Here is a 26095-nt window from a genome sequence, read left to right as displayed (position 1 = left end):
CCTCGACACCGTCTCCGGTGGATGGCCGGCCGCTGCGCAATGGGACGGAACACGCGCGGGCTTGTTAAGGCGGCACTCGCTTTTGGCGGGGTAGGATAGGGGTGCCGCACCCGATCGATTTCACCGATGCCGGAAACGCCCGAACCATGATCCGCCTCGTCCTCAGCGCCGGACTGGCCTCGGCCAGCCTCGTCCTCGCCGGTCTCGGCCCGGCACAGGCGGGGGGAGAACTCCGTCACCGGCCGTTGCCGCCGCCCGAGATCGCCTATCGCGATCCGGCCTACCTGCCGCCGCCCCCACCTCTGCCCGTGGTGCGGGTGCCGCGCTCCCTCAATCTGCCCCTCTACAACGAGCCGCCGCGCCGGTTCTGATCAGCTCTCCAGCTCGGAATCCCAGTAGAGGTAGTCCACCCAGGTGTGGTGGTACTGCCGGTGGTCGAATTCCGGCTGGCGGCGGTGCAGCTCGTACCGGGTCGGGCGGTGCGGCTCGTGCAAGAGGGGCATCTCGGCCTCGGCCGGGGTGCGGTTGGCCTTGCGCAGGTTGCACGGCGAACAGGCCGCGACCACGTTTTCCCAGCTCGACAGCCCGCCGCGCGAGCGCGGCACCACGTGATCGAAGGTGAGCCCGCCGGACGGCAGGCGCAGGCCGCAATACTGGCACGAGAACGTGTCGCGCAGGTAGATGTTGTAGCGGGTGAAGGCCGGGCTGCGCGCCAGGGTCACGTAGCTCTTGAGGGCGACGACGCTCGGCACCCGCAGGGAGCGGCTCGGGCTACGTGCCTCGACGTCGTAGCTCGCCACCAGGGTGACGCGGTCGAGGAACAGGGCGGTGAAGGCGTCCTTCCAGGACCACAGCGAGAGCGGATTGTAGGACAGCGGCCGGTAATCGGCGTTCAGCACGAGCGTTTGGAGATCCAGCATGGCGCACCCCTCTCGGCGGGTCGACACGGGGACAACGCGCGGGAATCGCCCGGCGCGCTGCCCCTGTCGGATGAAAGATCAAACGTTTTCGGAGTTTGGACCGGTGCGTCCCGTGGGCGGGCGCGCGCAGAAGGCGCCGTCGGAGCGGCGCAGGCGCGGCGGAAATCACGGAAGGCTTAGGCCAAAAGCGGTCGCATCGGGCGAAAGCGCCCGGCTGGTGGCAACGTCCCTCGACGCGGACGACCGTCACCACCTCCTCGCACCGATACGAAAAGGCAAAGTCCATCGCGGGTTAGTCTAATATCAGCATGACACGCTTGTGAAGGTCGCCCCGCATGCGCGCGACGCCATGCCCACAAGGAGCGATGCCCACAAGGAGCGATGCCCACGGGTCGCCGGGCCGGCAGCTCGTTTCCCCACAGGTCGTCTGCCCGCGATCCGCACGCCAGCGATGCGGCCGGGGCGGGGCACGGTCAGCCTTTCGCCCCATTGCTCGGCGATTGCCGCGTCTCCCGACCCTGATCGCCCTGGCCTCGTTCGTGCGATCCCGCAGCGTCGCCCCGGCACGCCGCGCCATTCCGAGCGGGCAGGGCCCCCGACACGAAGGACGGCACCTTGCACGAGACGAACGCCCCGACCGCTCATCGGCCCACCGAGGGGAGGGTGCGTCGCATGCCCGGCGGGACCGGGCGCAGGCTGCGTCTCGTCCCGGTCCTGGCAGCGGGATGGCTCGGCCTCGCGAGCTTCGTTCCCGGCGCGGTCTTCGGACAGGCGCCCCAGCCGGCGGCACCCGCCGCCCAGCCGGCCGCGCCGGCTGCTCCACCCGTCGCCCAGCCGGCCGCACCCGCCAAGCCCCCGGCCCCGAAGCCCGTGGTGTCGGAGGAGATCAAGACCGTCCGCGACACCCTCGACAAGGCGAAGGACGACCTCGAACACCGCGAAAAGATCCTCGCCGGCGAGACTGTCGGCAGCGGCGACCTGACCCGCGCGCGCGATGGCGTCGACGCCATCGCCGACCGCATCCGCCACGTGATCGATCTCACCACGCCGCGCCTGGAGGCGGCCCGCGAACGCCTGACGCAGCTCGGCCCCAAGCCGAAGGAGGGGGCGGAGGGCGAGGACGTCGCCCGCGAGCGCACGGAGCGCGAACAGGCGGTGGCCGAGATCGACGAGACCCAGCGCCTCGCGAAATCCCTCCTCGTGCAGAGCGACCAGATCGTCGATCAGGTCACCAACAAGCGCCGCGCGGCCTTCACCCGCGGCCTGTTCGAGCGCTCCACCGCCCTGGTCACCCCGGACCTGTGGATGCGGATCGCCGCCGACATCCCGCGCGACGTCCGTGCACTCCAGAACGCCGTCTCGGACACCGCCGACCTGTTCGCGCGCAACGGCACCCTCACCAACCTGCTCTTCCTCGGGATCGCCTTCGGCATCTCCATCGCCCTGTATTTCGGTCGCCGCAACATCGCCCCGCGCCTCGGTCGGCGCGACGCCAAGGCCACGGATCCGTCACAGCGCAAGAAGCTGCTGGCCGCCTGGCGGGTCTTCCTCCTCGGCACCGTGCCGGCGGTGCTCGGGAGCTATGCGGTCTACTACGCCCTCGACGTCACCAACCTCCTGCCCATGCGGCTGCTGCCGGTGGCCGGGGCGATCCTCATCGGGCTCGCCTTCATCGCCTTCGTCGAGGCCCTGGCCGACGCCCTGCTGTCGCCCGACAAGCCGTCCTGGCGCACCACGACGATGACCGATGCGGCCGCCTCGCGGATCACCACCCTGGCGGTGAGCATCGCGGTGGTGATCACCGTGGTGAAATCCGTCGAAGCCCTGAACTCCGCGATCTCCGCGGCCCTGCCGATCTCCATCGCCACGCGCGGCCTCGGCGCCATTGCCACCGCCCTCATCCTCGCCATCGGCCTGCACCGCTTCGCCGACACGGCGGAGAAGGAGGAGGCGTGCTTCGGGCCCTACGTGGCCCCCGAGGCCGCCACCGGCATCGGCGGCCCGGCCCGGCTCCTCGGTTGGGCTGCGGTGGCGGTCATCGGCGCGGCCGCGCTCGTCGGCTACGTCGCGTTCTCGACCTTCCTCATCGACCAGCTCGTCTGGACCGCCAGCCTGTTCGTGCTGCTGTTCCTGTTCATCGGCAGCGCCGACACCTTCATCGGCGGGACCCTGCGCGACGACACCAAGATCGCGACCGCGCTCCAGGCCAACACCGGCCTGCGCAAACGCTCCCTGAACCAGATCGCCGTGCTGGCCACGGGCTTCGCCCGCGTCGTCCTCATCCTGGTCGCGGCCCTCTTGGCGCTCGCCCCCTGGGGCCTCGATTCGACGGACGTGTTCACCTCCGTGCGCAGCGCCTTCTTCGGATTCAAGGTCGGCGACGTCACCATCTCGCTCTCCACCATCGCGCTGGCCGTCGGCCTGCTCGTGCTCGGCATGGCCGTCACCCGGGCGATCCAGCGCTGGCTCGAAAACACCTACCTGCCGGCCACCGACCTCGATGCGGGCCTGCGCAACTCGATCTCGACCATCGCGGGCTATTGCGGCTTCCTGCTCACCCTGGCGCTCGCGTTCTCGTATCTCGGCCTGAGTCTCGAGAAACTGACCATCGTGGCCGGCGCCCTGTCGGTCGGTATCGGTTTCGGCCTGCAATCCATCGTCAACAACTTCGTCTCGGGCCTGCTGCTCCTGTGGGAGCGCCCGATCCGCGTCGGCGACCAGGTGCTCATCGGCGACAGCGAGGGCATCGTGAAGCGCATTTCCGTGCGCTCCACGGAGATCCAGACCTTCGACCGCTCCGCCGTCATCGTGCCGAACTCGAACCTCATCTCCGGCATCGTCAAGAACCGGGTCCGGGGCGACCGTACCGGCCGGGTCTCCATCACGGTCAACGTCCTGCGCAACCAGGACCCCGTGCGCGCCGCCGAGATGTTGGTCGCTTGCGCCAGCGCCCACCCGGACGTGCTGAAGGAGCCTCCGCCCCGGGTGGTCTTCCGCAAGATCGGCGACCCGTTCCTCGAGTTCGAGCTCATCGCCATGATCATCGACGTGAGTTTCGGCCTGAAGGTGCAGAACGATTTGAACTTTGCCGTGTTCAAGTCCTTGTCCGAGGTCGGAATGATCCCGGCCATGGGTCCGGGCTCCAGCAACGTCGTCGTGCAGGGGCTCGAACCGTTCCAGGAGGCCATGGGCCGGATCGCCAGTTCGTTCGCGGAGCCGAGGGGCGACGCGAACGGATCGGCGGGCCGGCGGGAGGCCGAGATGCCGAAGGGGTGAGCAGGTGGGCCAGGGATTTTCGGGTGTCCGGGGCGTGTGTTTCGGAGCCTGCCTCGTCGCCGGAGCGACGCTCACGGGGTGCGCGACGCAGCAGCCCCTCGAGACCGCCACGGCCCTGCCGAGCTTGTACTGGCCGATGACCACCGCCGCGGCGCAGGTCGACGCGGCCACGGCCCGCGACATGATCTCGGCCTACCGCGCCCGCACCGGCGGCACGGCGCTGCGCCTCGACCCCGAACTGCAGAAGCTCGCCGAAGCCGAGGCCGCCGCCATGGCGGCCGCCGATCGGCCGAGCCGCGCCCAGACCGTGCGGGTCGCCATGGAGCGCCTCGGCCACCCGTCGGCCGGCGCCAATCTGTCGGCCGGCTACCACACCCTGGCGGAGGCGTTCTCGGGGTGGCGCGACAGCCCGGCCCACAATGCCGTGATGCTGGCGCCCGACGCCACCCGCATGGGCATCGCCACGGCCTACGCGCCGAACTCGAAATACCGGGTCTACTGGGCGCTGCTGGTGTCGAAGTAGCGTCCCCGTCAGGGGAACTTCATCTTCCGCGAAACCACCGGCGCCTCCGACAGGAGCGTCACCGTCACCCGGCGGTTGGCCGCGAGAAACGGGTTGTCGGGAAACAGCGGCTCGGTGTCGGCCTTGCCCGTGACCGAGGCGAAGCGATCGTCGGGCACGCCGCTGCCGGCGAGGATCTCCCGCACCGAGATGGCCCGGTTGGCCGAGAGCTCCCAGGGCGGAGCGGCGGGCCGCGCGCCGGGACGCTCCGAGGCGGTGAAGCCCGCGATGGCGATGCGGTTTGGCATCTTGCGCAAGGTCGGCGCCAAACGTTCCAGCAGGCGCCGGGTGCGGTCGTTCGGCCGACTCGACCCGTCCGGAAACATCGAGGCGCCGTCCTGATCGACGATGGCGATGTCGAGGCCCTTGGCGGTCGGCGTGACCATGATGTTCTTCGAGGCCTCGGCGATCTCCGGCATGTCCTGCAGGGCCTGGCGCAGGCTGGCGGCGGCGAGGCCGTACGCCTCCGGCATGCCGGTGTCCGGTGCGCCGTCGTCCGCCGTCCCCTCGACGTCCGGCGGATTGGTGTGGTCGGTGGACTGCTCGGGCGGGATGTCGCGCTTGTGCTTGACGAAGTTCGCCGTCGGCAAGCCGTCCTTCTCGATGATGCCGGCGAAGCGCGATTCCTTGTTGACGCCAAAGGCGTCGCGCATGGAGCCGGCCACCGCCTGCATTTTCTTCTGGTCCTGCGTCGAGTAGGCGGCGATCATCACGAAGAAGCTCATGAGCAGCGCCATCAGGTCGGCGAAGGTCACGAACCAGCCGTGGCCGCCATGCGCGCCGCGCTTCTTCTTGGCCACGACTTGGTCTCCCTCTCGCCCGTCGGACCGGTCGCGCCCGTCAGGCCGCCTCGGCCCCGACTTCGTCGCGGTGATTGTGCGGCAGGTATGCGATCAGCATTTCGCGCACGAGCGAGGAGCTCTTGGAATCGCGGATGAGCAGGATGCCGTCGATGATGAGCGAGCGCGAGACGTCCTCCTCCTCCAGCTTGACGTGGAGTTTGTCGGCGAGCGGAAGAGTGACCATGTTGGCGAGGAGCGCGCCGTACAGGGTGGCGAGCAGGGCCGTCGCCATGGCGGGCCCGAGCTTCGACGGGTCCGACATGTTGGCGAACATGGTGACCATCCCGAGGATGGTGCCGATCATGCCCCAGGCCGGCGCGCAATCCCCGAAGGCCCGGTAGATCTTCGAGCCCTCGTCGAGGTGCATGAGGAAGTTGTCGCGGTCCCGCTCCATGGTGTCGCGGATGAAGTCCCGGTCGTAGCCGTCGGCGATGTAGCGCGCGCCCTGGGCGAGGAACGGGTCGGAAATCTCCATGCTTTCGAGGGCCATCGGGCCGGATTTGCGCACCACGTCGGCGATCCGGGTGATCTCCTCGATGAGTTCGCGCGGCTTGATGGCCCGCATGGAGAACGCGTAGCGCAGGCCCATGGGCAGGCCGTGCATCATGGTCGAGAACGGAAAACGCATCATGGTCGCGGCGGTGGCGCCGCCGAAGATCACGATGACCGCGTGCTTATCGAAATAGGCGGCGAAGTTGCCGCCATCGATCATGATCAGGACAAAGACGGTGAGGAAGCCGCCGATGAGCCCGATACCGGTTGCGAGGTCCATGATCACCGAGCCTTCGGCGGCCGTCGGGGGCCGCGAGAGCGCCCCGGGACGAGGCGCCGTCCCCACGTTGGCGGATTCAGCGTGAACGAACCGTAAAAGACCTCGCGCGGCTTGGCCGATCGTGTCATTCGCCGTTCAGGGAGCGAACGCCATAAGCGCGTCACGTCAAGGATTTGGCCGACCCCGCACGCGGCGGGCGGAGACCGGACCGGCGACGCGTCACGGCGCATCCAACCCCATGCGGGCCGCGCCAGGATCGGCACTCGGAGCGAACGGTATCATGTCGTTGATTCGTCTCTATGCCCGCGTCATGGGCCTCCTCGGGGCCGACAAGCGCCTGGCGGTGGTTCTGGCGACGGCGAACGTCGCCCTCGCCGTCGCGGCCTTCGCCGAGCCCCTGCTCATGGGCCGGATCATCGACCAGCTCACCCACCTGAACGCCAAGTCCAACGCCTTCGCGACCCTGGCGCCCCTCATCGGCGCCTGGGTGGCCTTCGGCCTGTTCACCATCGCGGCAGGCGTGACCATCGCGCTCCACGCCGACCGGCTGGCCCACCGCAACCGCCTGTCGTCCATGGCGAACTATTTCGAGCACGTCCTCGAACTGCCGCTCGCCTTCCATTCCTCGAACCATTCCGGCCGCGTCCTCAAGGCGATGCTGGAAGGCTCGAACGGCATGTTCTGGCTGTGGCTCGGCTTCTTCCGCGACCATTTCGTCGCCTTCGTGTCGCTCGCCGTCCTCCTGCCCATGACCCTGTTCGTGAACTGGCAGCTCGGTTCGATCCTCGTCGTGCTGGTGCTGGCCTTCACGGTGCTCACCACCCTGGTCATGCGCCGCACCGAGACCCTCCAGGGTCGGGTCGAGGAGTATCAGTCGGGCCTCGCCGAGCACGCCTCGGACGCGCTCGGCAACGTCGCCGTCATCCAGTCCTTCACCCGCGCCAAGGCGGAGAAGGACGCCATGCACGACATCATCCGCAACCTGCTCGCGGCCCAGATCCCGGTCCTGTCCTGGTGGGCGCTCGCCAACGTCGCCACCCGCGCCTCCGCGACCCTGACCATGACGGCCATCTTCATCACCGGCATCGCCCTGCACCAGCACGGCCAGGCCACCGTCGGCGAGGTCGTCGCCTTCATGAGTCTGGCCACCATGCTGGTCTCGCGCCTCGATCAGGTCGCCACCTGCATCAACGGCCTGTTCCAGCAGATGCCGAAGATCGCCGAGTATTTCGAGATCCTCGACACCACCCCGGCGGTGCACGACCGTCCCGGTGCGGCTCAGGTCGCACGCTTCGACGGCGCCGTCTCGTTCGACGCCGTCGGCTTCTCCTACAATTCCCGCCGCAAGGCCCTGGAGGACGTGTCGTTCACGGCGCAGGCCGGCGAGACCATCGCGCTCGTCGGCACCACGGGTTCGGGCAAGTCCACGACCCTCGGCCTGCTGCACCGCGCCTTCGACCCCGACCACGGCGCAATCCGCATCGACGGTACCGACATCCGCGACATCGGCCTGTCCTCCCTGCGCCACAACATCGGCGTGGTGTTCCAGGAGCCGATGCTGTTCGCCCGCTCGATCCGCGAGAACCTCCTCGTCGGCCGGCCGGATGCGACGGATGCCGAGATGATCGACGCCCTGGAGCGGGCCCAGGCCACCGAATTCATGGCCCGTCAGGCCGACGGCCTCGACACGGTCATCGGCGAGCGCGGCCGCTCGCTCTCCGGCGGCGAGCGCCAGCGCCTGTCGATCGCCCGCGCCCTGCTCAAGAATCCGCCGGTTCTGATCCTCGACGAGGCAACCTCGGCCCTCGACGCCACCACCGAGCGCAAGCTCCAGGGCGCCCTCGAAGCCGTGATGGAGGGCCGCACCACCTTCGTCATCGCCCACCGCCTCGCGACCATCCGCAACGCCGACCGCATCCTCGTCTTCCACGAGGGCCGGATCGTCGAGTCTGGCACCTTCGACAGCCTCGTGGAGCAGAACGGCCGCTTCGCCGATCTGGCCCGAGCCCAGTTCATGGCGGCGGAAGAGCCTGTCGCGATGCAACTCGCGGCCTGAACGAAAAGGCCCTCCCCGATCTCCGGCTCGGACGGGATCGGGGAGGGCGCTCGGCTGGGTCGCGGTGGCGCTGCGCGCCGGGCGCGCTATTCCCGATGCGGCGTCGCCGCATCCTCTGCCCACACCCGGAACTTGGTCAGGCGGTTGCCGCCGAAGGTGTGTGTGAGGGGTACGTCCGCCGCGTCACGCCCGCGGGCGACGAGGATGCGGCCCCGGCGCGGGGCGTTGTTGCGCGGATCGAACACGTGCCAGGCGCCGCCGAGATAGCATTCCGTCCAGGCGGCGAAATCCCCCGGCCCGTGCGGCTCGGGCTCGCCGATGAAACTGAGATAGCCGGTGCAGTAGCGCGTCGGAACGTTCAGGGCCCGGCACAACGCGACGAACAGGTGCGCGTAATCCCGGCACACGCCGCGCCCGCCCGCCATGGCGTCCACCGCCGTACGGTCCACATGCGAGAAGGCGTACCCGAAGGTGATGTGGTGGTGGACGAAGTCGCACACCGCCTGCACCCGCGCCCAGCCGGGTTCGAGGTGCCCGAACCGGTCCCAGGCCTCGTCGGACAGCAGGTCGGATTCGCAGTACCGGCTCGCGACGAGGAAGGGCAGGGCCTCCTCGGGCAACTGCTCGACTGGGTGCTCCACGGCGTCGGGCACGATCGCGTCGAGGGCGCCGTCGTCGGGGATCTCGGCGTGAACGCTGAGGGTGATGGAGCCCGCCGGGGCGAGGAAGCGCACGGTGCGATTGCCGAAGGCATCGCGAAAGGTCCTGGTCGGCACAGGCGGATCGAGCTGCAGCACGTCGGGCGGGACGGCCGCGAGCCCCTTGACCGGATAGGTGTTGAGACGGGCGATCAGCGGGGTCGGATGGGAAAACTCGTAGCCCATCTCGCAACCGAACCTGATCCGCATGGAAGCCCTCTCCGGCCGGCCGCCGCGCCGACCTTCGCCCTATGCCCGGCCCTGGTGGGAGGGAATAGGCCGCGCAAGTCACACGCGCATGTCATTGCGTCCCCTGTGCGCAGATGAAGCGTCCGGGTCGTCGAAGCCGAGTGAACCCCTAGAGACCGTGGGCCCGAGCCTGCTTCTCCCGCATCCGCGCCTGGAGCCGCACACGCCGCGCTGCAATGACGGTGCCATTGATCTCGCCGCCGAAGAGGAACATCGCGGCGAGCCAGTACAGGAACACCAGGGCCACCATGGCGGTGGCCAGACTCCCGTAGGTCGAGACGTAGGCGTTGGAGAACCGGTCGAGATAGTAGCCGAAACCGAGGCCGGCGAGGAACCACAGCAGCAGGGTCACGGCGACACCCGGAATCACGGCGAGGAACGAGCGCCGCCCGGTGGCGATGAATTTGTGGGCGATGACGAGGACGCTCACGAGCAGGAAGGCCGTGATGCCGATGCGCCCGATGGCCACCGTCAGGCTCAGGGGTTCCAGGCCGGGGGCGACGTTGATGACGTTGCGCCAGATCAGGGGTCCGAGAACCACCAGCAGGGCGAAGGCCAGCATCGCGAGGGCGCCGCAGATCACGTAGGCGATGGATTCCAGCCGCGTGAGCCACCACGGCCGCTGCTCGCGCAGGCCGTACGCGCGATTGAGCCCGACCCGCAGGCTCTCGACCCCGGCCGAGGAGAAGTACAGGGCCAGCACGGCACCGACGGTGAGGACGCCGCCGCGCTGCTCGGTGAGCACCCGGTGCATCTCGTTGACCACGGGCTTTGCGATCTCGCGCGGCCAGGCGTCGAAGATCAGCACCCCGGCTTCATCGGCAAGCGACTTGGTGCCGAACAGGCCGGCCAGCGCGGCCAGCAGGATGAGGAACGGGAACAGCGCGATGAGGATCGAGAGGGCGATGTGGCTGGCGATGGCCCAGCCGTCATGGGCGATGAAGCGCCGGGCGGCGACGCTTCCGATCTCGAGGGGCTTCGTCAGGCGGCTCACGGGGGCGGGCTTGTCCTCTGCTGATGCATCGTCGGTCGACGGATCGGCCGTCCTCTAAACGCGACGCCGGGGTCCGGCGCAACGCGGAAGGGGCGTTTGGGTGGTGCATCGATCCGGCGTGCCTTGTGTTCCAGGCCGCACTGTGGTGCCTGCGCCACCAGCATGACCAGCCCATCCTCCCCCGGATCCACGGCCACCGTGCCGGCCGTCTTCGTGCTCATCTGGGCGACGGGCTTCGTCGCCGCGCGCTTCGTGGCGCCCCATGCCGATGCCGTGACCTTCGTGGCCCTGCGCGTCGTCTGCGTCGCCGGCGTCCTGGCGGTCCTCGCCGCGATGCTCGGCGCGCGCTGGCCGCGCGGGCGCCGGGGCTGGGCCGACGCCCTCGTGGCCGGCATCCTGATGCAGGGCATCTACGTCATCGGCGTATTCTGGTCGGTGCAGAACGGTCTGCCGGCCGGCATCGCCGCCCTCGTCGGCAGTCTTCAGCCCCTTCTTACGGCGCTCCTCGCCGGGCCGGTACTGGGCGAGCGGGTGAGCCCGCGGCGCTGGTCCGGCATTGGATTGGGCTTTGCCGGCGCCGCCCTGGTGCTCGCCCCCAAGGTCGGGGCAAGCGGCACCTCGGGCATTCCGGTGCCGGCGCTCGCCGCCTGTCTCGCCGCCATGGTCGCCATGACCGGCGGGACCCTGTGGCAGAAGAGCCGGGGCGGGTCCGCCGACCTCCTGTCCAACGCCGCGATCCAATTCGTTGGTGCCGCCGCCCTGGCGATCCCCGTGGCGCTTCTCATCGGGACCGGCCGGTTCGACGCCACCCTTCCGGCCTGGTTCGGCCTCGCCTGGTCGGTCCTCGTCAATTCCGTGGCGGGGATCCTGCTGCTTCTGCTCTTGATCCGGCGCGGGGCGGTGGCGGGCGTCGCCTCCCTGCTGTTCCTCGTCCCCCCGGTCTCGGCCCTGATGGCCTACGGCCTGTTCGGCGAATCCCTCGCGCCGGTGCAGCTCGCCGGCATGGCGCTCGCCGCCGCCGGGGTCGCCCTGGCGAGCCGCGGTTGATGTTTTTCTTTGATGCGACCGGCAATTAAATTAGCGAACCTGCCGCGCGCGAAGGACAAGTGGGATTCTTCTCTCGTAAAATAATGAATTCAAGCGGGAAAGTGCCACTCTGCGGCGAGACGCCTCTACAGACGCGCCGAACCTGCCTATAATGAGCGGCAACCCATCCTCTTTTCTGGAAAGAGTTGCCGCATGTCCGCTTCTCCCGTCACGACCTCCGAACCGCAGGATCTGCTGACCCTCGCCCGCGAGGCCGCCGAGGCGGCCAAGGCGCTCGTCGCCGAGGCCACCCGCCGGGTCCGCACCCGCGTGCTCTCGCCCGAGGGCAAGATCTCGGCGGAGAAGATGGAGCTCGAGCAGCACGCCACCCACGGGCTCGCCTGGATCGCCACCTACGCCGAGGGCGTGCGCGAACTCGGTGCCTACGCCGCCCGCCTGACGGAGTCGGGCGAGTTCGGCGAGACAGAGGCGCTCCTCGTCAGGATCGGGCTCGGCGAATACCTCGACCAGATGTTTTCCGGCATTCCCATGAGCCAGGGCGAAATGGTGCGCCCGACGGGGTCCCTCGGCCTCGGCGCCCGTGAAGTCGCCCAGTTCCGCAACGACGCCGTCGAGGCCCTCATCGCCGACGGCAACACGGCCGAGAACCGTGCGGCGCTCGTCGCCCGCATTCGCGACAACGGCGGCTCGGCCACCATCGGCAAGTCCGGCCTCGACGAGGACATGGAGGCGATCCGCTCCGAGATGCGCCGCTTCGGCCTGGCCGAGGTCGTGCCGCACGCCCACGCGTGGCACAGCGAGAACGCCTACATCCCGATGGAGATCGTGACGAAGATGGCCGAGCTCGGCGTCTTCGGCCTGACGATCCCGGAAGAGTATGGCGGCATGGGCCTGCCCAAGATCTCCATGTGCGTGGTCTCCGAGGAGCTGTCGCGCGCCTATATCGGCGTCGGCTCCCTCGGAACCCGCTCGGAGATCGCCGCCGAACTCATCCTGTGCGGCGGCACCGAGGAGCAGAAGCACCGCTTCCTGCCCGGCATCGCGTCCGGCGACACGCTCCCCACCGCCGTGTTCACCGAGCCGAACACCGGCTCGGACCTGGCCTCGCTCCGCACCAAGGCGGTCAAGGACGGCGACGTCTGGAAGATCTCGGGCAACAAGACCTGGATCACCCACCCCGTGCGCGCCGACATCATGACCTGTCTCGTGCGCACCAAGCCCGAGGAGAAGGGCCACAAGGGCCTGTCGCTCCTCATAGCCGAGAAGCCGCGCGGCACCGACGCCGAGCCCTTCCCCGTCGCGGGCCTGTCCGGCGGCGAGATCCACGTGCTCGGCTACCGCGGCATGAAGGAATACGAGCTCGCCTTCGACAATTTCGAGGTGCCGGGCGCCAACCTGCTCGGCGAAGTCGAGGGCAAGGGCTTCACCCAGCTCATGCAGACCTTCGAGTCGGCCCGCATCCAGACCGCCGCCCGCGCCATCGGTGTGGCGCAGAACGCCCTCGACCTCGGCCTGCGCTACGCCGAGGACCGGGTGCAGTTCGGCAAGGCCCTGATCAACTTCCCGCGCGTCGCCGACAAGATCGCCATGATGGCGGTGGAGATCAACATCGCCCGTCAGCTCACCTACTTCTCGGCCCGCGAGAAGGACGAGGGCAAGCGCTGCGATCTCGAGGCCGGCATGGCCAAGCTGCTGGGCGCCCGCGTCGCCTGGGCTGCGGCCGACAACGCCCTGCAGATCCACGGCGGCAACGGCTTCGCGCTCGAATACGCGGTCAGCCGCGTGCTCTGCGACGCCCGCATCCTCTCGATCTTCGAGGGCGCGGCCGAGATCCAGGCCCAGGTCATCGCCCGCCGGCTGCTCGAAGCCGCCTGATCCCCACACCCGTATCGCTCCCTTCGCGGAGCGGCACGTTCGAGCCGCCGAACGAAGAACGCCGGAGCCCATGGCCCCGGCGTTCTTCGTTTCGGCTCCGCGAAGGCGCCACTTTTGCCTGGGAAAGCGCCGCTTGCCCGGGAAGGTGCTACTTGGTGATCTTCACCGAGACCGGATCGCTCGACGGAAAAGTCTCTTCCAGGGCCTCGTCGAGGCGTTCGCTGAGTTCACCCTGCTGGTTCTCGGGCCGGCTCTTGTCGGACCCCTTCGGCGCGGGTTGGCCCGTGGTGGAGATCGTGTCGGTCTCCGGTGACTTGGTGTCCTCGGCCATGGCGGCGTTTCTCCGATTCCCGTGGTCCGCCGCATCGGGCGAACCTCGCGGGATCAACGCGGGTGACCCGCCCCCGTATCCACCGCCGAGCCACGGCGGGGCAGGGCGGCCACGGCGGCACTGCCCCGACGTCCGGGCACCGGCACCCGGGATGCGGCTTCGCGCAGAACGGTCTCGTAGACTTCGCTCACCCGGTCGAGATGGGCGTCGAGGGTGAGGGGGGCGGCCCAGTAGCGCCCGTGGGCGGCCCGGCTCATCCGCGCGGCGCAGGCGTCGTCCTTCAACCGGACGAGATGGGCGGCCAGGGCCTCGGCATCGCCGGAGCGGAACCAGAATCCGGTCTCGCCGTCCTCCACCGCCTCGCGACCGGCGCAGGCATCGCTGACGATGACGGGCGCGCCGCAGGCCAGGGCTTCGTAGACCGTCAGCGGCTGGCCCTCGTACCAGACGCTCGGGAACACGAGGGCGCGGGCCTCGCGCATCAGGGCGTGCACGGCGGCCTCGTCCTTCCACCCGAGCATCCGTGCCTCGGGGTAGCGCGCCGCGAGATCCGCGGCGGCGGGACCGTCGCCGACGAAGACCGGGCGCACCCCGGCGCGGCGCGCGGCTTCGGCGAAGACCGGCGCGCCCTTCTCCGTGGAGATGCGCCCGACGAACAGGAAATCCCCCGGCGGTTCGGAACGCGGCGCTGCCTTCGCGACGGCGATCGGGTTGTCGACCCGATGAAACAGGGTCGTGGCCGGCAGGTGCGGCCGGATCACCGCTTCCTGCAGGGCGCTGATGGTGACGATGTGGGGGAACAGCCGCCGCATCCCGGCGACGTGGTCGAGGGCGGCATGACGCACCACCCGCAGGAGCTTGCGGGGATAGCTCCGCGCATCGCAGTTCGTCGTCAGGCAGTCCCGCGACATCGGCGTGCGGTGGCAGATGCTCTGCGCCGGGTACTCGTAGAAGCCGCCATTGGGGCAGACGAGGAAGAACTCGTGCATGGTGTAGAGTAGCGGCAGGCCGGAGGCCCGCAGGCTCACCCCGATGGAGGGCGACAGGGCCTTGGCGAAGGCGTGGACGTGGACCACCGTCTCGCGCGGGTCGAGCCCCGCCAGGACCTCGGACAGGCGCTGCGCGGCCTTTGCGTTCCAGATCGCCTGCACGGCGAACGCGAGCTTGTTGCGAGTGGAGGCGATATCGTCCTGGCCGAGACAGACCACCCGGATGCCGGCGGCCTCCAGGCGTGGATCGGCCGGACCGACGGCGGCGAACACCGTCACCTCGTGTCCCCGTGCCCGTAGGCCGAGCCCCGCATCGAGGGCCACCTTGGCCTGCCCGCCATTGATGAAGGCGTGATCGACGACGAGAACGACGTGCATGGCGGGCGTTTCCGTCGAAGACGATGCGTCGGCAACGTTTACCGCTCGTGCGTTGATCTCCGGTAAACCGAGGTCCGGGCGTGCTCGCCCCGGGGACTCGGCCGACGCCATGCACATCGCGATCCTGGCCGAATTCGCCGTGGCGAGCGGAGGCGCCGAGAAGGTGGCGGTGGAATCCGCCCGCGGCCTCGCCGAGGCCGGACACAGCGTCACCTATCTTCAGGCCATCGACGGGCCGGCCGACGCGCTCCTCGACCATCCGGGCATCACCCGCCTGACCCTGCACAATCGCGACATCTGGGACAGACCGGCGCACCGGGCCGCCGTCTCGGGCATCTGGGACGGGCCGTCGGCCGCCCGCCTCGGTGCCGCCCTCGACGCCCTGCCGGTGCGGCCGGACCTCGTGCACCTGCACCAATGGACCCGCAGCCTGTCGCCGAGCGTGTTTCCGCCGCTGTTCGCCCGCGGCGTGCCCGTGGTCGTCACCCTGCACGATTACTTCATGGCCTGCCCGAACGGGGTCTACTACCGGTTCGACCGCGCCGCGCCCTGCGCGCTCACCCCCCTGTCGACGGGGTGCCTCGCCGCCCCCTGCGACGGCCGGAGCCGCCTGCACAAGCTCGTCCGGGTCGGGCGCAACGCCGTTCTGCGCACCACCCTGCGGGGGCATGCCCTCGACGTGATCCATGTCTGCGACGCCAGCGTCACGCGGATGGGCCGCCTCCTCGGCCATCTCGATCTGACCCACCACCGCGTCGACAACCCCGTGCGGGTGGCGCGCACCGAGCCCGCCGATCCGGCGCAGGGCGACGCCGTGGTGTATGTCGGCCGCCTCACCCGGGAGAAGGGGGCCGACCTCGTGGCCGCGGCGGCCGCCCGTGCCGGCCTGCCGGCCGTCTTCATCGGCGCCGGCCCCCTGGAAGCCGAACTCGGCGCCCATCCCCACGTCGAGATCCTGGGCTGGCGCAGCCCCGAGGCGGTCTGGGAGACGGTGCGGGCCCGGGCCCGGGCCCTCGTGGCGCCGTCGCGCTGGTACGAGACCGGTCCGCTCACGGTCTACGAGGCCCTGGCCCACGGCATTCCGGTGATCGCCTCGGTTCGGGCGGGTGCTGCCGAGCGGATCGTCGACGGCGTCACCGGCTTCACCGTGGAACCCGAAATCGAGGCTCTGGCGGGGGCCATGCGGCGCCTGTCCGAGGATTCGGGGCTGCGCCGCCTCGGGCGTGCGGCGAGCGAGCGGTACTGGGCGACACCGACGACTCCGGCCGCCCACGCCGCGTCGCTCGAGGCCGTCTATGGACGCGTCATCGCGGCGAGGGCCGTGGCGGGACAGTCGGGCAGTGGACGGGCCGCCTGACGCGCGTCCTGCGGTCCGGCGAACGATTTCCGACGGCCGGCATTTTCCTTCCGCGACGATCTTGACGTCTATGTTGCACTGCAACATAAAGCCTTCGCGGCGCGACGTTTTGGAGCGCGCTCCCGCAAGAGAGAGATACGCCATGACCGGCCAGACCTTCGAGATCCCGACCGAGATGCGCGCCTTCGCCGAGAAGAGCGTCGATCAGGCCCGCAGCGCCGTCGGCAACCTCATCGGAACTGCGATCAAGACCTCCGAACAGCTTCAGACCCAGTCGAAGACCGTGCAGGAGTCGATGCAGACCGCCCTCGCCAAGAGCTTCGACCACGCCCAGGAGAACGCCACCGCGACGTTCGACTTCGCCCAGAAGCTGGTGCGGACCCGCGACCTGCGCGAGGCCTTCGAGCTGCAGTCCGAGTTCCTGCGCAGCCAGATCGCCAGCCTGCAGAACCAGGCCAAGGATCTCGGCGCCCTCGCGCAGAACACCCTGCGCCCGTCGGCCTGATCCGCTCCCTACCCCGACGGCGCCGCCCGTATCGGCGCGCCGCGGGACGGTCGGATGAAACAAGCGCCGGAGGTGTGATCCGACCGATTCGGGCACGGCTCCGGAACGGATCGCTTCACCCCTTCGGCGCATTCCATCGAGGCCCGTCCCCTCCGCCAGCGGCGCGAGGACGGGATTTCGGCGGAGTGCTCCGATTCGGGTAGGATGCGTCCGAACGGCTCGAGGAGACATGACCATGGTGAAACGGCGTAAGGGGCCGCCCGCGCGGTCGAGCGCGGTGCGGCGCAATCCGGAGGAAGCTCAAATGGTCGCGGAATCCCGTCTCCCCGAGACGCTCTCCGAGCCCGAGATCGCGCCGGAGTCCGCGGAGGCGTCCGCCCTCTGCACCGAGGCTCACGTGCCGTCGGTCCACGACGCCCTCCTGGAGACGGTCTCCGCCGACGCCCTCGAAGCTGCGGCGGGGCAGCCCGTGTCCGATCGACCGGCCGAGGCCGAGCCGGTGGATGCGGCCGTGCCCGCGGAGCCCGCCGACGACGCGACCGAGCCGGCCGCCGTCATGCAGCCGCCCGAAGCCCTCGAGGCCGCCCCGGATACCGTCACCATTCCGGACGTCGCGCCCGAGACCGCTCCGGCGGTGGCGACGCTCCCCGTCGCGGTGATGGAAACCGCATCGGTCGCGCAGGCCGTGGCCATGGCCCAACCCGCGCTCACCCGTCCGACCGAGGCCTCCTTCGACATGATCGGCGAGATCTCGCAGGCGAACGCGACGATCCTGGCGTTCCTGCGGAGCGAGGGCAGCGCCGCCATGGCGCATTGGCACAGCCTGTCCGGCGCCAGGACGCCGGCCGACGCCATCCGCATCCAGGTGGACGAGATGCAGCGGGCCGCCGATGCGTCGCTGACCTGCTTCAGCGTCCTGGCCCGCCGGGCCGGCCGTCTCGCAGCGGGGATCGGCCGGGTCTGACGGGGCCCCTCGCGCCGAGCCCCCGGCCCGTCTAGATAACCCGAGATCGCCGCCTCGCCCCACATCACCCGTTGCCGACGGGGGGCACGCGGTTCGTTCTCCCGGGAGTCCTCGATGCCGCGCTCGTACCCCCTGCTCGTTCCCCTCGTGGCGACCTGGCTCGCCACCGGGCCGGCCGTCGCGCAGATGGCGCAGACGCCGGACAAGATCGCGCCGGACAAGATCGCGCCGGACAGATCCGCGCCCGAGAAGGCGAGCCCGGACAGCGCCGAGAAGACGGTCCCGCAATCCAAGGGGCAGGTGCATCTCTCGTTCGCGCCCGTGGTGAAGCGGGCCGCGCCGTCCGTGGTCAACGTCTACGCCTCCCATGTCGAGACGCGGGGGGCCAGCCGCAGCGCCATGGACGAGTTCATGCGGCGCTTCTTCGGGGAGAACGGCGGCGGTCGCGGCCGGGGTGGAGCACCGGGCGAGCGGGCGCAGAAATCGCTCGGATCCGGTGTGATCCTCGACGAATCCGGCCTCGTCATCACCAACAACCACGTCATCGAGAACATGAACGAGGTTCGTGTCGCCCTGGCGGACCGGCGCGAGTTCGAGGCGACCATCGTGCTGCGCGACCCGCGCACGGATCTGGCCGTGGTCAAGATCAAGAGCCCGACGGGCGGCCTCGTGGCGATGCCGTTCGGCGATTCGGAAGCCCTCGAGGTCGGCGACTTCGTCATGGCCATCGGCAACCCGTTCGGCGTCGGCCAGACGGTGACCCAGGGCATCGTCTCGGCGCTCGCCCGCACCCAGGTCGGCTCGTCGGACTACCAGTTCTTCATCCAGACCGACGCGGCGATCAATCCGGGCAATTCCGGCGGAGCGTTGGTCGATCTCAACGGACGGCTGGTGGGCGTCAACACCGCCATCTATTCGCAATCGGGCGGCAGCCACGGCATCGGCTTCGCCATTCCGGCGAGCATGGTCCGCGCCGTGGTGGAGACCGCCAAGGGCGGGGCCACCTCCGTGCGCCGGCCCTGGCTCGGCGCTCGGGTGCAGAGCGTGACCCCGGACATCGCCGACAGCATGGGGCTCGACCACCCCACCGGCGTCCTGGTGGCGAGCCTGCAGCCGAAGAGCCCGGCCGAGGAAGCCGGCCTCAAGCGCGGCGACCTCATCCTCAGCGTCGACGGCAAGACCGTCGACGACCCGGAGGCCTTCGGATACCGTTTCGCCCTGAAGGGGCTCACCGGCACCACGAAGTTCGGCATCCTGCGCGGCACCAGCCGGACCAACGTGCTGGTGAAGCTCGGCCCCGCGCCGGAGACCCGGCCGCGCGACACCCTCAAGGTCCGCACCCGCTCGCCGTTCCTCGGCGCCACCCTGGTCAACACCTCGCCGGCCGTGGCGGAAGAGATCCAGGTCGACCTGCCCGCCGAGGGCGTCGCCGTGGCGGGGGTGGAGGAGAATTCCATCGCGGCCCGCGCCGGACTTCAGAAGGGCGACATCATCGTCGCCATCAACGGCGCCCCCATCTCGACCACGAAGGACCTGGAGCGGATCACCCGCAACAGCCTGAACATGTGGGAGGTCTCGATCAACCGCGGCGGCGAGGTGCTCACCTCGGTGTTCGGGGGATAACAGCCGGCGCGAATCCCGCGGGCGGGGTTCGCGCGGCGTTCCGGGTTGCGAAGCCGGCGCCCCCGCGTCTTGATGCGGCCATGTCCGATCTCTTCGTCTCCGCCGGCCTCCAGAACGCCGCGCCGCGTCCGCTCGCCGACCGGCTACGCCCCCAGACCCTGGCCGAGGTGGTGGGCCAGGAGCATCTCACGGGGCCGGACGGGGCGCTGACCCGGTTGCTCGCGGGCAAGTCGTTCGGCTCCCTGGTGTTCTGGGGGCCGCCCGGCACCGGCAAGACCACCGTGGCGCGCCTGCTCGCCCACGAGACCAGCCTGCATTTCGAGCAGATCTCGGCGATCTTCTCCGGCATCGCCGACCTTAAGAAGGTGTTCGAGGCGGCGCGTCAGCGGCGGACCCTGGGGCAGGGGACCCTGCTGTTCGTCGACGAGATCCATCGGTTCAACCGCTCGCAGCTCGATGCCTTCCTGCCGGTGATGGAGGACGGCACGGTCACCCTCGTCGGCGCCACTACCGAGAACCCGTCCTTCGAGCTCAACGCCGCCCTGCTGTCGCGCGCCCGCGTCCTGCTGTTCCGGGCGCTGGACGACGCCGCCATCGCCAAGCTGATGGTTCGGGCCGAGGCCCTGACCAGCCGGCCGCTGCCGTTGGACGAGGAGGCGCGCGGCGTGCTGGTGCGGATGGCTGACGGCGACGGGCGCGCCTCCCTGACCCTGGCGGAGGAGGTCTGGCGCTCGGCCAAACCCGGTGAGGTCTTCGGCGCCGAGGCGCTGCAGACCATCATCCAGCGCCGGGCGCCGATCTACGACAAGTCCCAGGAGGGGCACTACAACCTCATCAGCGCCCTGCATAAGACCGTGCGGGGTTCCGACCCGGACGCGGCCCTGTACTACCTCTGCCGGATGCTCGACGGGGGCGAGGACCGCCTGTTCATCGCGCGCCGTCTCGTCAGGATGGCGGTGGAAGATATCGGGCTCGCCGACCCGCAGGCCCTCGTGGTCGCGACCGCCGCCAAGGACGCCTTCGATTTCTTGGGCTCCCCGGAGGGTGAACTGGCGCTCGCGCAGGTCACCGTCTACCTCGCCTGCGCGCCCAAATCGAACGCGGTCTACAACGCCTACAAGGCCGCGACGCGGGTCGCGAAAGAGCACGGCTCCCTGCCGCCGCCGCGCACCATCCTCAACGGCTCGACCAAGCTGATGCGCAAGATCGGTTACGGCGAGGGCTACCGCTACGACCACGACGAACCGGACGCGTTCTCGGGCCAGGATTACTGGCCGGAGAAACTCGGCCGCCAGCACTTCTACGAACCCACCGACCGGGGCATGGAGAGCCGCTACACCGATCGCCTCGCCCATTGGGAACGCCTGCGGCAGGCGCGGCGCGACGCGGACGGGTGACGGTCGAGGAGTGACGACGGGGCGGCGCGTCGGCGGTTTCGGCGGGGCGCTGGTGGCTGCGAGGCGCGTCGTCGCGGCGGCCGCTCCGTTGCGTCGGCGTGGCGTGCCGCGTCGCCGCGCTGCACAAAATTCCGTGGACCGGAGACGGTCGAGCCTGTAGGGGAGCCGGCCCAGCGCAACCGATCCATCGCCGGAGACCCACCATGGCGGCCTGCGGCCTCGATTTCGGTACCTCGAACACCACCCTCGGCCTTGTCACCGGGCAGGCGCCCGCCCTGGTCCCCCTGGAAGACCGGCACGTCACGATCCCGAGCGCGATCTTCTTTCCGCCGGGCCAGACCGCCTTCGTCGGACGCGCCGCCATGATGGAATACGTCGAGGGCACGCCGGGGCGCCTCATGCGCAGCCTCAAATCCGTGCTCGGCTCGTCCCTCCTGGAAGAGACCACGCCCGTCGGCCGCGAGCGCATCAAGTTCCGCGACGTCATCGGCCGCTACCTCGCCGCCGTGAAAAGTCGGGCCGAGACCGCCACCGGCGCCTCCCTCGACACGGTGGTGCACGGCCGCCCGGTCCACTTCGTCGACGGCGACCCGGAGGGCGATGCCCGCGCGGAGGACGCCCTGCGGGAGATCGCCCGGGGCATCGGCTTCAAGCACGTCTCCTTCCAGTTCGAGCCCATCGCGGCGGCCCTGGACTACGAGCAACAGGTTCGCGCCGAGGAGATCGCCCTCATCGCCGATATCGGCGGCGGCACCTCGGATTTCTCCATCGTGCGCCTGTCGCCCGAGCGCCACGCCAAGACCGAGCGGGCGGACGACATCCTGGCCAACGATGGCGTGCGCATCGGCGGCACCGATTTCGACCGGCGCCTCAGCCTCGGCACGGTCATGCCGCTGCTCGGCCTCGGCAGCCCCATGAGCCGGGGCGACATCAACGTGCCCAACGCCTATTTCCACGACCTCGCCACGTGGTCGAGCATCAACCGGCTCTACAATCCCCGGACCCTGCGGGAGATCGAGGAGGTACGCCGCGACGCCCGCCGACCCGAGCTCATCGACCGGCTCTACGCGGTGGTGGAGGCCGAGCGCGGGCATTCGTTGGCCATGGAAGTCGAGGGCGCCAAGATCGCCACGTCGGATGCGGGCCGCGGCAGCATCGATCTCGACTGGGTCGAGCGCGGGCTCGTCGCCGACATCGACCGCACCGGCCTCGTCGCCCACACCGACGAACTCGCCCGGCGCATCGCCGAGCGGATCGGCCGCTGCCTCGCCCAGGCCGGACTCACCGCCGACAGGATCGACGCCCTGTTCCTCACGGGCGGGTCCACCGGGCTGCCGCATGTCCGCGCGGCCCTGACGGCGGCGGTGCCCAACGCCCGGATCGTCGACGGCGACACCTTCGGCTCCGTCGGCACGGGTCTCACCATCGAGGCGGCCCGGCGCGCCGCCTGATTTCCTGTTGGTCGGCTGGGCCTTGCGCGGCCTGCGCTATGCCCCGGCGGGTGCCGGTGGTACGAGCGGGGCATGACCACACGACCACCTTCACGCGGCGGCGCCGGACGCAAGGGCTCCGGGGCCGGAGCGACCAAGCGCCCCGGGCGCGGACCCGGCCCCGCCGGCAAGAGTCCGTTCGGCCCGAAAAGCGCGTTCGGCGGCAAGCGCCCGTTCCGCAACGCCAAGGACCCCGATCGCGAACGCACGGGGCCGCGCACCAGCGCCCTCGACGCGGCCCAACGGGCGGCGTCCATGCGCGGCGAGGCCGACAAGCGTGCGCCCTGGCGCCCCGGCGACGCCCCGGATCCGCAAGCCGAGCAGCGCGATCAGCAGGAGCTGCCGAGCCGCATCCGCAGCCCCCGGCCGCAGAAGCCCGAGGCGACCCCTGAGGACGCGCCGCGCCGCGCCCGTGCGCCGCGCGCCGAGACGGCCGCCCCCGTCGAAGGCCCGACCCGGCGCGAGCAGCGCGCCGCCGCCTCCGCCACCCTGGCGTCGGGGGTCCAGACCCTCGTGGTCGAGGAGGACGAGGCCGAGATGCGGATCGACCGCTTCCTCACCACGCGGTTTCCGCAGCTGCCCTTCACCCGCGTCCAGAGCATCGTCCGCAAGGGCGAGCTCCGCGTCGACGGCCGTCGCGCCAAGCCCAACGACCGGCTCCTGCCCGGCATGAGCGTGCGGGTGCCGCCCCTCAAGCTCGATGCCGTCGGCGAGCGGCCGCGCAGCCCTCAGCGCGACGCCACGGATGCGGACTTCATCCGCTCGCTGATCCTCTACGAGGATGCCGAGATGATGATCCTCAACAAGCCCTTCGGCCTCGCGGTCCAGGGCGGGTCGGGCACCGTGCGGCACGTCGACGGCCTGCTCGAATCCCTGGCCGGCGCGGACGGGCAGAAGCCGCGTCTGGTCCACCGCCTCGACAAGGACACGGCCGGTTGCCTCATCGTGGCCAAGACCCGGCTCGCCGCCGCGACGCTGGCGAAGAGCTTTCGTTCCCGCTCGGCCCGCAAGGTCTACTGGGCCCTCACCGCCGGGGTGCCGCGGGTGCCGCAGGGCCGGATCTCGACCTACCTCGCCAAGGAGGAGCCCACCGACGCGGATGCCCGCATGCGGGTGGCCCAGCACGGCGACGACGGGGCGGCGCACGCGCTTACCTACTACGCCATGGTGGACAACGCGGCCCAGAAGCTCTCATGGCTGTCCCTCAAACCGGTGACGGGGCGCACGCATCAGTTGCGCGCGCACGCGGCACATATCGGCCATCCCATCGTGGGCGATCCGAAATACTTCAGCATCGAGAACTGGGAGTTGCCCGGCGGCATCCAGAACCGCCTGCACCTGCTCGCGCGCCGCATCGTGATTCCGCATCCGCGCACGGGCAAGCCCGTGGACGTGACGGCCCCCCTGCCACCCCACATGGCCCAGAGCTGGAACCTCCTCGGCTTCGACGCGTCGCGCTACGATCCGATCGTCGAGGCACCCGAGGCCTGAGGCGCGGCCACCGGCATCCGGCCGGGAAGACCACTGCGGAGGCGGACAAGGCGACGGTGCCGCACGCGGCGACCTTGGCAATCCGACCGCATGCCTTATCCTCTCGTGCAACCTGAAGGCTCCGCCGCGCCGCGGCGGGACCTCAACCGCGCCAAGCTGGCCTGCGGGTCGTCTCGCAAGCCGTCTCGAAGGTCACGTCCATGAACCCCGCGACTGTCGCCTGTAGCGCGCTCCTGTCCCTGTCCCTGCTGACACTCGCGTCCGGCACCCTGGCGCAAACGGCGCCGACGGCTCCGCAGGCGCGACCGGCGCCCACGCCCCCGTCCCCCGCCCAGCAGCGCCCGGCAACCTCCGGTACGACCGGTCCTGGACAGACGAACCCTGGACAAGCGAACCCTGGACAAGCGGGCGCCGGCCAATCCAATCCGAACCAGGCCACGGCGCCGCAATCGACGCCCGCTCCACGACAGGCCAACCCCGGCCAGCCCCCGACCCAGGCGGCCCAGGCGCCGGGCGGACGCGCGGCGGGTGCGGGCCGGCGCGCTCGGGCGTCCTACGCGAGCTGCAACCGGCAGGCCCATGCCCGTGGCCTGCGCGGCGGGGCGCGACGCCGCTTTCTCATCCGGTGCAAGCTCGGCTACGAACGTCCGCGTCAGCCCCAGTCCGCACCGGCGCGCCAGCCGTGACGGGCGCCCCCCCGTGACGCTCATCGTCTTCGACGTCGATGGCACCCTCATCGACAGCCAGCACCTCATCGTGGCGGCGCAGGGCCTCGCCTTCGCCGAGCACGGCCTCGCGGCCCCGAGCCGGGCCGAGTCCCTCTCCGTCGTCGGCCTGTCCCTGCCGCAGGCGTTCCGGCGCCTCGTCGGCGATGAGGGTCCGGTGGACGGCCTGTCGGAAAGCTACCGGCGCGCCTTCAACCTTCTGCGCCTCGACCCGAACTACGAGGAGCCGCTGTTCCCCGGTATGGAGGCGCTGCTCCAGCGCCTGCACGCCCGAAGCGACATCCGGCTCGGCATCGCCACCGGCAAGGCCCGGCGCGGGGTGGACCGGCTCATCGAGACCCATGGCTGGCGGGGCTGGTTCGCCACCACCCAGTCTGCCGACGACGCGCCCTCGAAGCCCGACCCGACCATGCTGCGCCAGGCCATGGCGGAGGCCGGCGCCACGCCCGAGACCACGGTGATGATCGGCGACACCACCTACGACATGGAGATGGCGGTGAGCGCCGGCGCCGTCGCCATCGGGGTCGGCTGGGGCTACCATCCGGCCGGTGCCCTGTTCAACGCCGGTGCCGCGACGGTGGTGGACACTGCGACCGCCCTCGGCGAGCTGTTTCCCGGCCCCGCCCACCCCTGATCCCCGGATCCGGGATGGCGGCGGGTCTCGCGGGCGCCGCGCCGATGCGCTATCCCCGGCCCATGAGCGACGATCCCAAATCCGACTGGCTCGGTGGCGCCGATGCCCCGCCCCCGAAGCCCGCTGCCGACCCCACCGCCTCCGCCCGCGGCCCCGGCAAGCCGGCCCTGCCGAAGCGCTTCTATGCAGCCGCCGGACTCGCCGAGGCCGAGGGCGGCCTGCGCCTGACCCTCGACGGCCGCCCTGCCCACACGCCGGCGCGCAACCCCCTCGTTCTGCCGAACCGAGGGCTCGCCGAGGCCGTGGCGAGGGAATGGGAGGCGCAGGTCGGGGTGATCGATCCCGCGACCATGCCGCTGACGCGGCTCGCCAACACAGCCATCGACGGCGTCGCCCCCCGGCGCGACGCGGTGATCGACGACCTCTCAGCCTATGCGGGCACCGACCTCCTCGCCTACCGGGCCGGTGAGCCGGATCGCCTCGTGGCTGCGCAATCCGCCGCCTGGGACCCCGTGCTCGACTGGGCCCGCGAGAATCTCGGCGCCCGCTTCATCCTCGGCGAAGGGGTGATGCACGTCGCCCAGCCGGAGGACACCATCGCGGCCCTGCGCCGGGCCATCGCGGCGGCGGACGGGCCGTTCCGGCTTGCGGCCCTCCACACCCTGACGACCCTCACGGGCTCCCTCGTCCTGGCGCTGGCCGTGCTCGCCGGGCATCTCACGCCGGCCGAGGCCTGGGCCGCCGCCCACGTGGACGAGACCTATCAGGCGAGCGTCTGGGGCACGGACGCCGAGGCGGCGGCGCGCCACGCCCTGCGCACGGCCGAGTTCGAGGCGGCAGCCCACCTCGCCGCACTGGCGCGCCGAGAGCTGGAGCGTGGTTCGCCGAAGACTTGAAATCCATTTTCGCTGAAAGCGCCG

Annotated in this window: 23 protein-coding genes; 16 read left to right on the top strand and 7 right to left on the bottom strand. The window is 70.4% G+C overall.

Annotation, left to right across the window (positions count from 1 at the left end):
• Positions 1 to 146: 146 nt before the first annotated feature.
• A complete protein-coding gene (locus ASF22_RS02115; RefSeq protein ID WP_156398881.1) occupies positions 147 to 371 on the top strand; it encodes a hypothetical protein in 225 nt (74 codons plus the stop codon).
• On the opposite strand, the gene ASF22_RS02110 is transcribed toward ASF22_RS02115, so the two are convergent.
• The gene (locus ASF22_RS02110) at positions 372 to 920 is read right to left on the bottom strand and encodes an HNH endonuclease (RefSeq protein WP_056260997.1); all 549 of its coding nucleotides are present in this window, start codon (positions 918 to 920) and stop codon (positions 372 to 374) included. It lies immediately after the preceding gene.
• A 672-nt stretch (positions 921 to 1592) separates the two neighbouring features.
• On the opposite strand from ASF22_RS02110, the gene ASF22_RS02105 reads away from it, so the two are divergent.
• A complete protein-coding gene (locus ASF22_RS02105) occupies positions 1593 to 4196 on the top strand; it encodes a DUF3772 domain-containing protein (RefSeq protein ID WP_056260995.1) in 2604 nt (867 codons plus the stop codon).
• 34 nt (positions 4197 to 4230) lie between these two features.
• The gene (locus ASF22_RS02100; protein ID WP_056174116.1) at positions 4231 to 4719 is read left to right on the top strand and encodes a CAP domain-containing protein; all 489 of its coding nucleotides are present in this window, start codon (positions 4231 to 4233) and stop codon (positions 4717 to 4719) included.
• An 8-nt stretch (positions 4720 to 4727) separates the two neighbouring features.
• Here ASF22_RS02100 and ASF22_RS02095 read toward each other — a convergent pair whose 3' ends face one another.
• Positions 4728 to 5558, bottom strand: a complete 831-nt coding sequence (locus ASF22_RS02095; protein ID WP_056173318.1) for a flagellar motor protein MotB — start codon at positions 5556 to 5558, stop codon at positions 4728 to 4730.
• 40 nt (positions 5559 to 5598) lie between these two features.
• Positions 5599 to 6372, bottom strand: coding sequence for a MotA/TolQ/ExbB proton channel family protein (locus tag ASF22_RS02090; RefSeq protein WP_056173321.1), 774 nt, complete (start codon positions 6370 to 6372; stop codon positions 5599 to 5601).
• A 280-nt stretch (positions 6373 to 6652) separates the two neighbouring features.
• On the opposite strand from ASF22_RS02090, the gene ASF22_RS02085 reads away from it, so the two are divergent.
• Positions 6653 to 8428 carry a glucan ABC transporter ATP-binding protein/ permease gene (locus ASF22_RS02085; protein WP_056260994.1) on the top strand — a complete coding sequence of 592 codons (1776 nt, stop codon included), beginning with the start codon at positions 6653 to 6655 and terminating at the stop codon, positions 8426 to 8428.
• An 86-nt stretch (positions 8429 to 8514) separates the two neighbouring features.
• Here the strand turns inward: ASF22_RS02085 and ASF22_RS02080 are convergent, their stop codons facing one another.
• Together ASF22_RS02080 and ASF22_RS02075 are read right to left on the bottom strand one after the other, a co-directional pair.
• Complete coding sequence (locus ASF22_RS02080; RefSeq protein WP_056260992.1) at positions 8515 to 9336, bottom strand: transglutaminase family protein; 822 nt, start codon at positions 9334 to 9336, stop codon at positions 8515 to 8517.
• A gap of 148 nt (positions 9337 to 9484) precedes the next feature.
• Entirely contained in the window at positions 9485 to 10369 is an 885-nt protein-coding gene (locus ASF22_RS02075; RefSeq protein WP_056173331.1) for a YihY/virulence factor BrkB family protein, read from the bottom strand.
• Between the two features lie 162 nt (positions 10370 to 10531).
• Between ASF22_RS02075 and ASF22_RS02070 the strand changes: the two genes are divergently transcribed.
• Positions 10532 to 11416 carry a DMT family transporter gene (locus ASF22_RS02070; protein WP_056173334.1) on the top strand — a complete coding sequence of 295 codons (885 nt, stop codon included), beginning with the start codon at positions 10532 to 10534 and terminating at the stop codon, positions 11414 to 11416.
• Positions 11417 to 11608: 192 nt separating this feature from the next.
• Positions 11609 to 13291, top strand: a complete 1683-nt coding sequence (locus ASF22_RS02065; protein ID WP_056173337.1) for an acyl-CoA dehydrogenase family protein — start codon at positions 11609 to 11611, stop codon at positions 13289 to 13291.
• A 148-nt stretch (positions 13292 to 13439) separates the two neighbouring features.
• Here ASF22_RS02065 and ASF22_RS02060 read toward each other — a convergent pair whose 3' ends face one another.
• Both ASF22_RS02060 and ASF22_RS02055 read right to left on the bottom strand, forming a co-directional pair.
• Complete coding sequence (locus ASF22_RS02060) at positions 13440 to 13622, bottom strand: hypothetical protein (protein ID WP_056173340.1); 183 nt, start codon at positions 13620 to 13622, stop codon at positions 13440 to 13442.
• Between the two features lie 53 nt (positions 13623 to 13675).
• Positions 13676 to 14989: a glycosyltransferase family 4 protein gene (locus ASF22_RS02055; protein WP_056260990.1), complete on the bottom strand. Its 1314-nt coding sequence runs from the start codon at positions 14987 to 14989 to the stop codon at positions 13676 to 13678.
• A 109-nt stretch (positions 14990 to 15098) separates the two neighbouring features.
• Between ASF22_RS02055 and ASF22_RS02050 the strand changes: the two genes are divergently transcribed.
• From ASF22_RS02050 to ASF22_RS02010, 10 genes are all read left to right on the top strand, one after another.
• Positions 15099 to 16346, top strand: a complete 1248-nt coding sequence (locus ASF22_RS02050; protein WP_056260989.1) for a glycosyltransferase — start codon at positions 15099 to 15101, stop codon at positions 16344 to 16346.
• A gap of 142 nt (positions 16347 to 16488) precedes the next feature.
• Positions 16489 to 16851, top strand: a complete 363-nt coding sequence (locus tag ASF22_RS02045; RefSeq protein ID WP_056173349.1) for a phasin — start codon at positions 16489 to 16491, stop codon at positions 16849 to 16851.
• Between the two features lie 235 nt (positions 16852 to 17086).
• Positions 17087 to 17815 (top strand): hypothetical protein, encoded by a 729-nt coding sequence (locus ASF22_RS02040; protein WP_156647587.1) that lies wholly within the window; start codon positions 17087 to 17089, stop codon positions 17813 to 17815.
• Between the two features lie 114 nt (positions 17816 to 17929).
• On the top strand, positions 17930 to 19438 hold the full coding sequence (locus tag ASF22_RS02035; protein ID WP_056260986.1) for a Do family serine endopeptidase: 1509 nt from the start codon (positions 17930 to 17932) through the stop codon (positions 19436 to 19438).
• An 80-nt stretch (positions 19439 to 19518) separates the two neighbouring features.
• Complete coding sequence (locus ASF22_RS02030) at positions 19519 to 20835, top strand: replication-associated recombination protein A (RefSeq protein WP_056260984.1); 1317 nt, start codon at positions 19519 to 19521, stop codon at positions 20833 to 20835.
• Positions 20836 to 21038: 203 nt separating this feature from the next.
• Positions 21039 to 22286: an Hsp70 family protein gene (locus ASF22_RS02025; protein ID WP_056173360.1), complete on the top strand. Its 1248-nt coding sequence runs from the start codon at positions 21039 to 21041 to the stop codon at positions 22284 to 22286.
• Between the two features lie 72 nt (positions 22287 to 22358).
• Complete coding sequence (locus tag ASF22_RS02020) at positions 22359 to 23816, top strand: RluA family pseudouridine synthase (RefSeq protein ID WP_056260982.1); 1458 nt, start codon at positions 22359 to 22361, stop codon at positions 23814 to 23816.
• Positions 23817 to 24016: 200 nt separating this feature from the next.
• Complete coding sequence (locus tag ASF22_RS24310) at positions 24017 to 24502, top strand: hypothetical protein (protein WP_162239518.1); 486 nt, start codon at positions 24017 to 24019, stop codon at positions 24500 to 24502.
• Between the two features lie 13 nt (positions 24503 to 24515).
• Positions 24516 to 25175, top strand: a complete 660-nt coding sequence (locus tag ASF22_RS02015) for an HAD-IA family hydrolase (RefSeq protein WP_056260980.1) — start codon at positions 24516 to 24518, stop codon at positions 25173 to 25175.
• A 62-nt stretch (positions 25176 to 25237) separates the two neighbouring features.
• Positions 25238 to 26071: an ATP12 family protein gene (locus ASF22_RS02010; protein ID WP_056261234.1), complete on the top strand. Its 834-nt coding sequence runs from the start codon at positions 25238 to 25240 to the stop codon at positions 26069 to 26071.
• Positions 26072 to 26095: the final 24 nt, after the last annotated feature.

It is taken from the genome of Methylobacterium sp. Leaf87 (genome assembly GCF_001422775.1).
Classification (GTDB): domain Bacteria; phylum Pseudomonadota; class Alphaproteobacteria; order Rhizobiales; family Beijerinckiaceae; genus Methylobacterium.
This window is presented reverse-complemented; position numbering and strand designations above follow the sequence as displayed.

Excerpts from the sequence above, each read along its gene's own strand:
- ASF22_RS24310 (WP_162239518.1), top strand. The coding sequence starts at position 24,017 with ATGAACCCCGCGACTGTCGCCTGTAGCGCGCTCCTGTCCCTGTCCCTG.
- ASF22_RS02105 (WP_056260995.1), top strand. The coding sequence starts at position 1,593 with ATGCCCGGCGGGACCGGGCGCAGGCTGCGTCTCGTCCCGGTCCTGGCA.
- ASF22_RS02060 (WP_056173340.1), bottom strand. The coding sequence starts at position 13,622 with ATGGCCGAGGACACCAAGTCACCGGAGACCGACACGATCTCCACCACG.
- ASF22_RS02040 (WP_156647587.1), top strand. The coding sequence starts at position 17,087 with ATGGTGAAACGGCGTAAGGGGCCGCCCGCGCGGTCGAGCGCGGTGCGG.
- ASF22_RS02020 (WP_056260982.1), top strand. The coding sequence starts at position 22,359 with ATGACCACACGACCACCTTCACGCGGCGGCGCCGGACGCAAGGGCTCC.
- ASF22_RS02045 (WP_056173349.1), top strand. The coding sequence starts at position 16,489 with ATGACCGGCCAGACCTTCGAGATCCCGACCGAGATGCGCGCCTTCGCC.
- ASF22_RS02085 (WP_056260994.1), top strand. The coding sequence starts at position 6,653 with ATGTCGTTGATTCGTCTCTATGCCCGCGTCATGGGCCTCCTCGGGGCC.
- ASF22_RS02035 (WP_056260986.1), top strand. The coding sequence starts at position 17,930 with ATGCCGCGCTCGTACCCCCTGCTCGTTCCCCTCGTGGCGACCTGGCTC.
- ASF22_RS02080 (WP_056260992.1), bottom strand. The coding sequence starts at position 9,336 with ATGCGGATCAGGTTCGGTTGCGAGATGGGCTACGAGTTTTCCCATCCG.
- ASF22_RS02010 (WP_056261234.1), top strand. The coding sequence starts at position 25,238 with ATGAGCGACGATCCCAAATCCGACTGGCTCGGTGGCGCCGATGCCCCG.
- ASF22_RS02115 (WP_156398881.1), top strand. The coding sequence starts at position 147 with ATGATCCGCCTCGTCCTCAGCGCCGGACTGGCCTCGGCCAGCCTCGTC.
- ASF22_RS02070 (WP_056173334.1), top strand. The coding sequence starts at position 10,532 with ATGACCAGCCCATCCTCCCCCGGATCCACGGCCACCGTGCCGGCCGTC.
- ASF22_RS02065 (WP_056173337.1), top strand. The coding sequence starts at position 11,609 with ATGTCCGCTTCTCCCGTCACGACCTCCGAACCGCAGGATCTGCTGACC.
- ASF22_RS02110 (WP_056260997.1), bottom strand. The coding sequence starts at position 920 with ATGCTGGATCTCCAAACGCTCGTGCTGAACGCCGATTACCGGCCGCTG.
- ASF22_RS02030 (WP_056260984.1), top strand. The coding sequence starts at position 19,519 with ATGTCCGATCTCTTCGTCTCCGCCGGCCTCCAGAACGCCGCGCCGCGT.
- ASF22_RS02025 (WP_056173360.1), top strand. The coding sequence starts at position 21,039 with ATGGCGGCCTGCGGCCTCGATTTCGGTACCTCGAACACCACCCTCGGC.
- ASF22_RS02055 (WP_056260990.1), bottom strand. The coding sequence starts at position 14,989 with ATGCACGTCGTTCTCGTCGTCGATCACGCCTTCATCAATGGCGGGCAG.
- ASF22_RS02050 (WP_056260989.1), top strand. The coding sequence starts at position 15,099 with ATGCACATCGCGATCCTGGCCGAATTCGCCGTGGCGAGCGGAGGCGCC.
- ASF22_RS02090 (WP_056173321.1), bottom strand. The coding sequence starts at position 6,372 with ATGGACCTCGCAACCGGTATCGGGCTCATCGGCGGCTTCCTCACCGTC.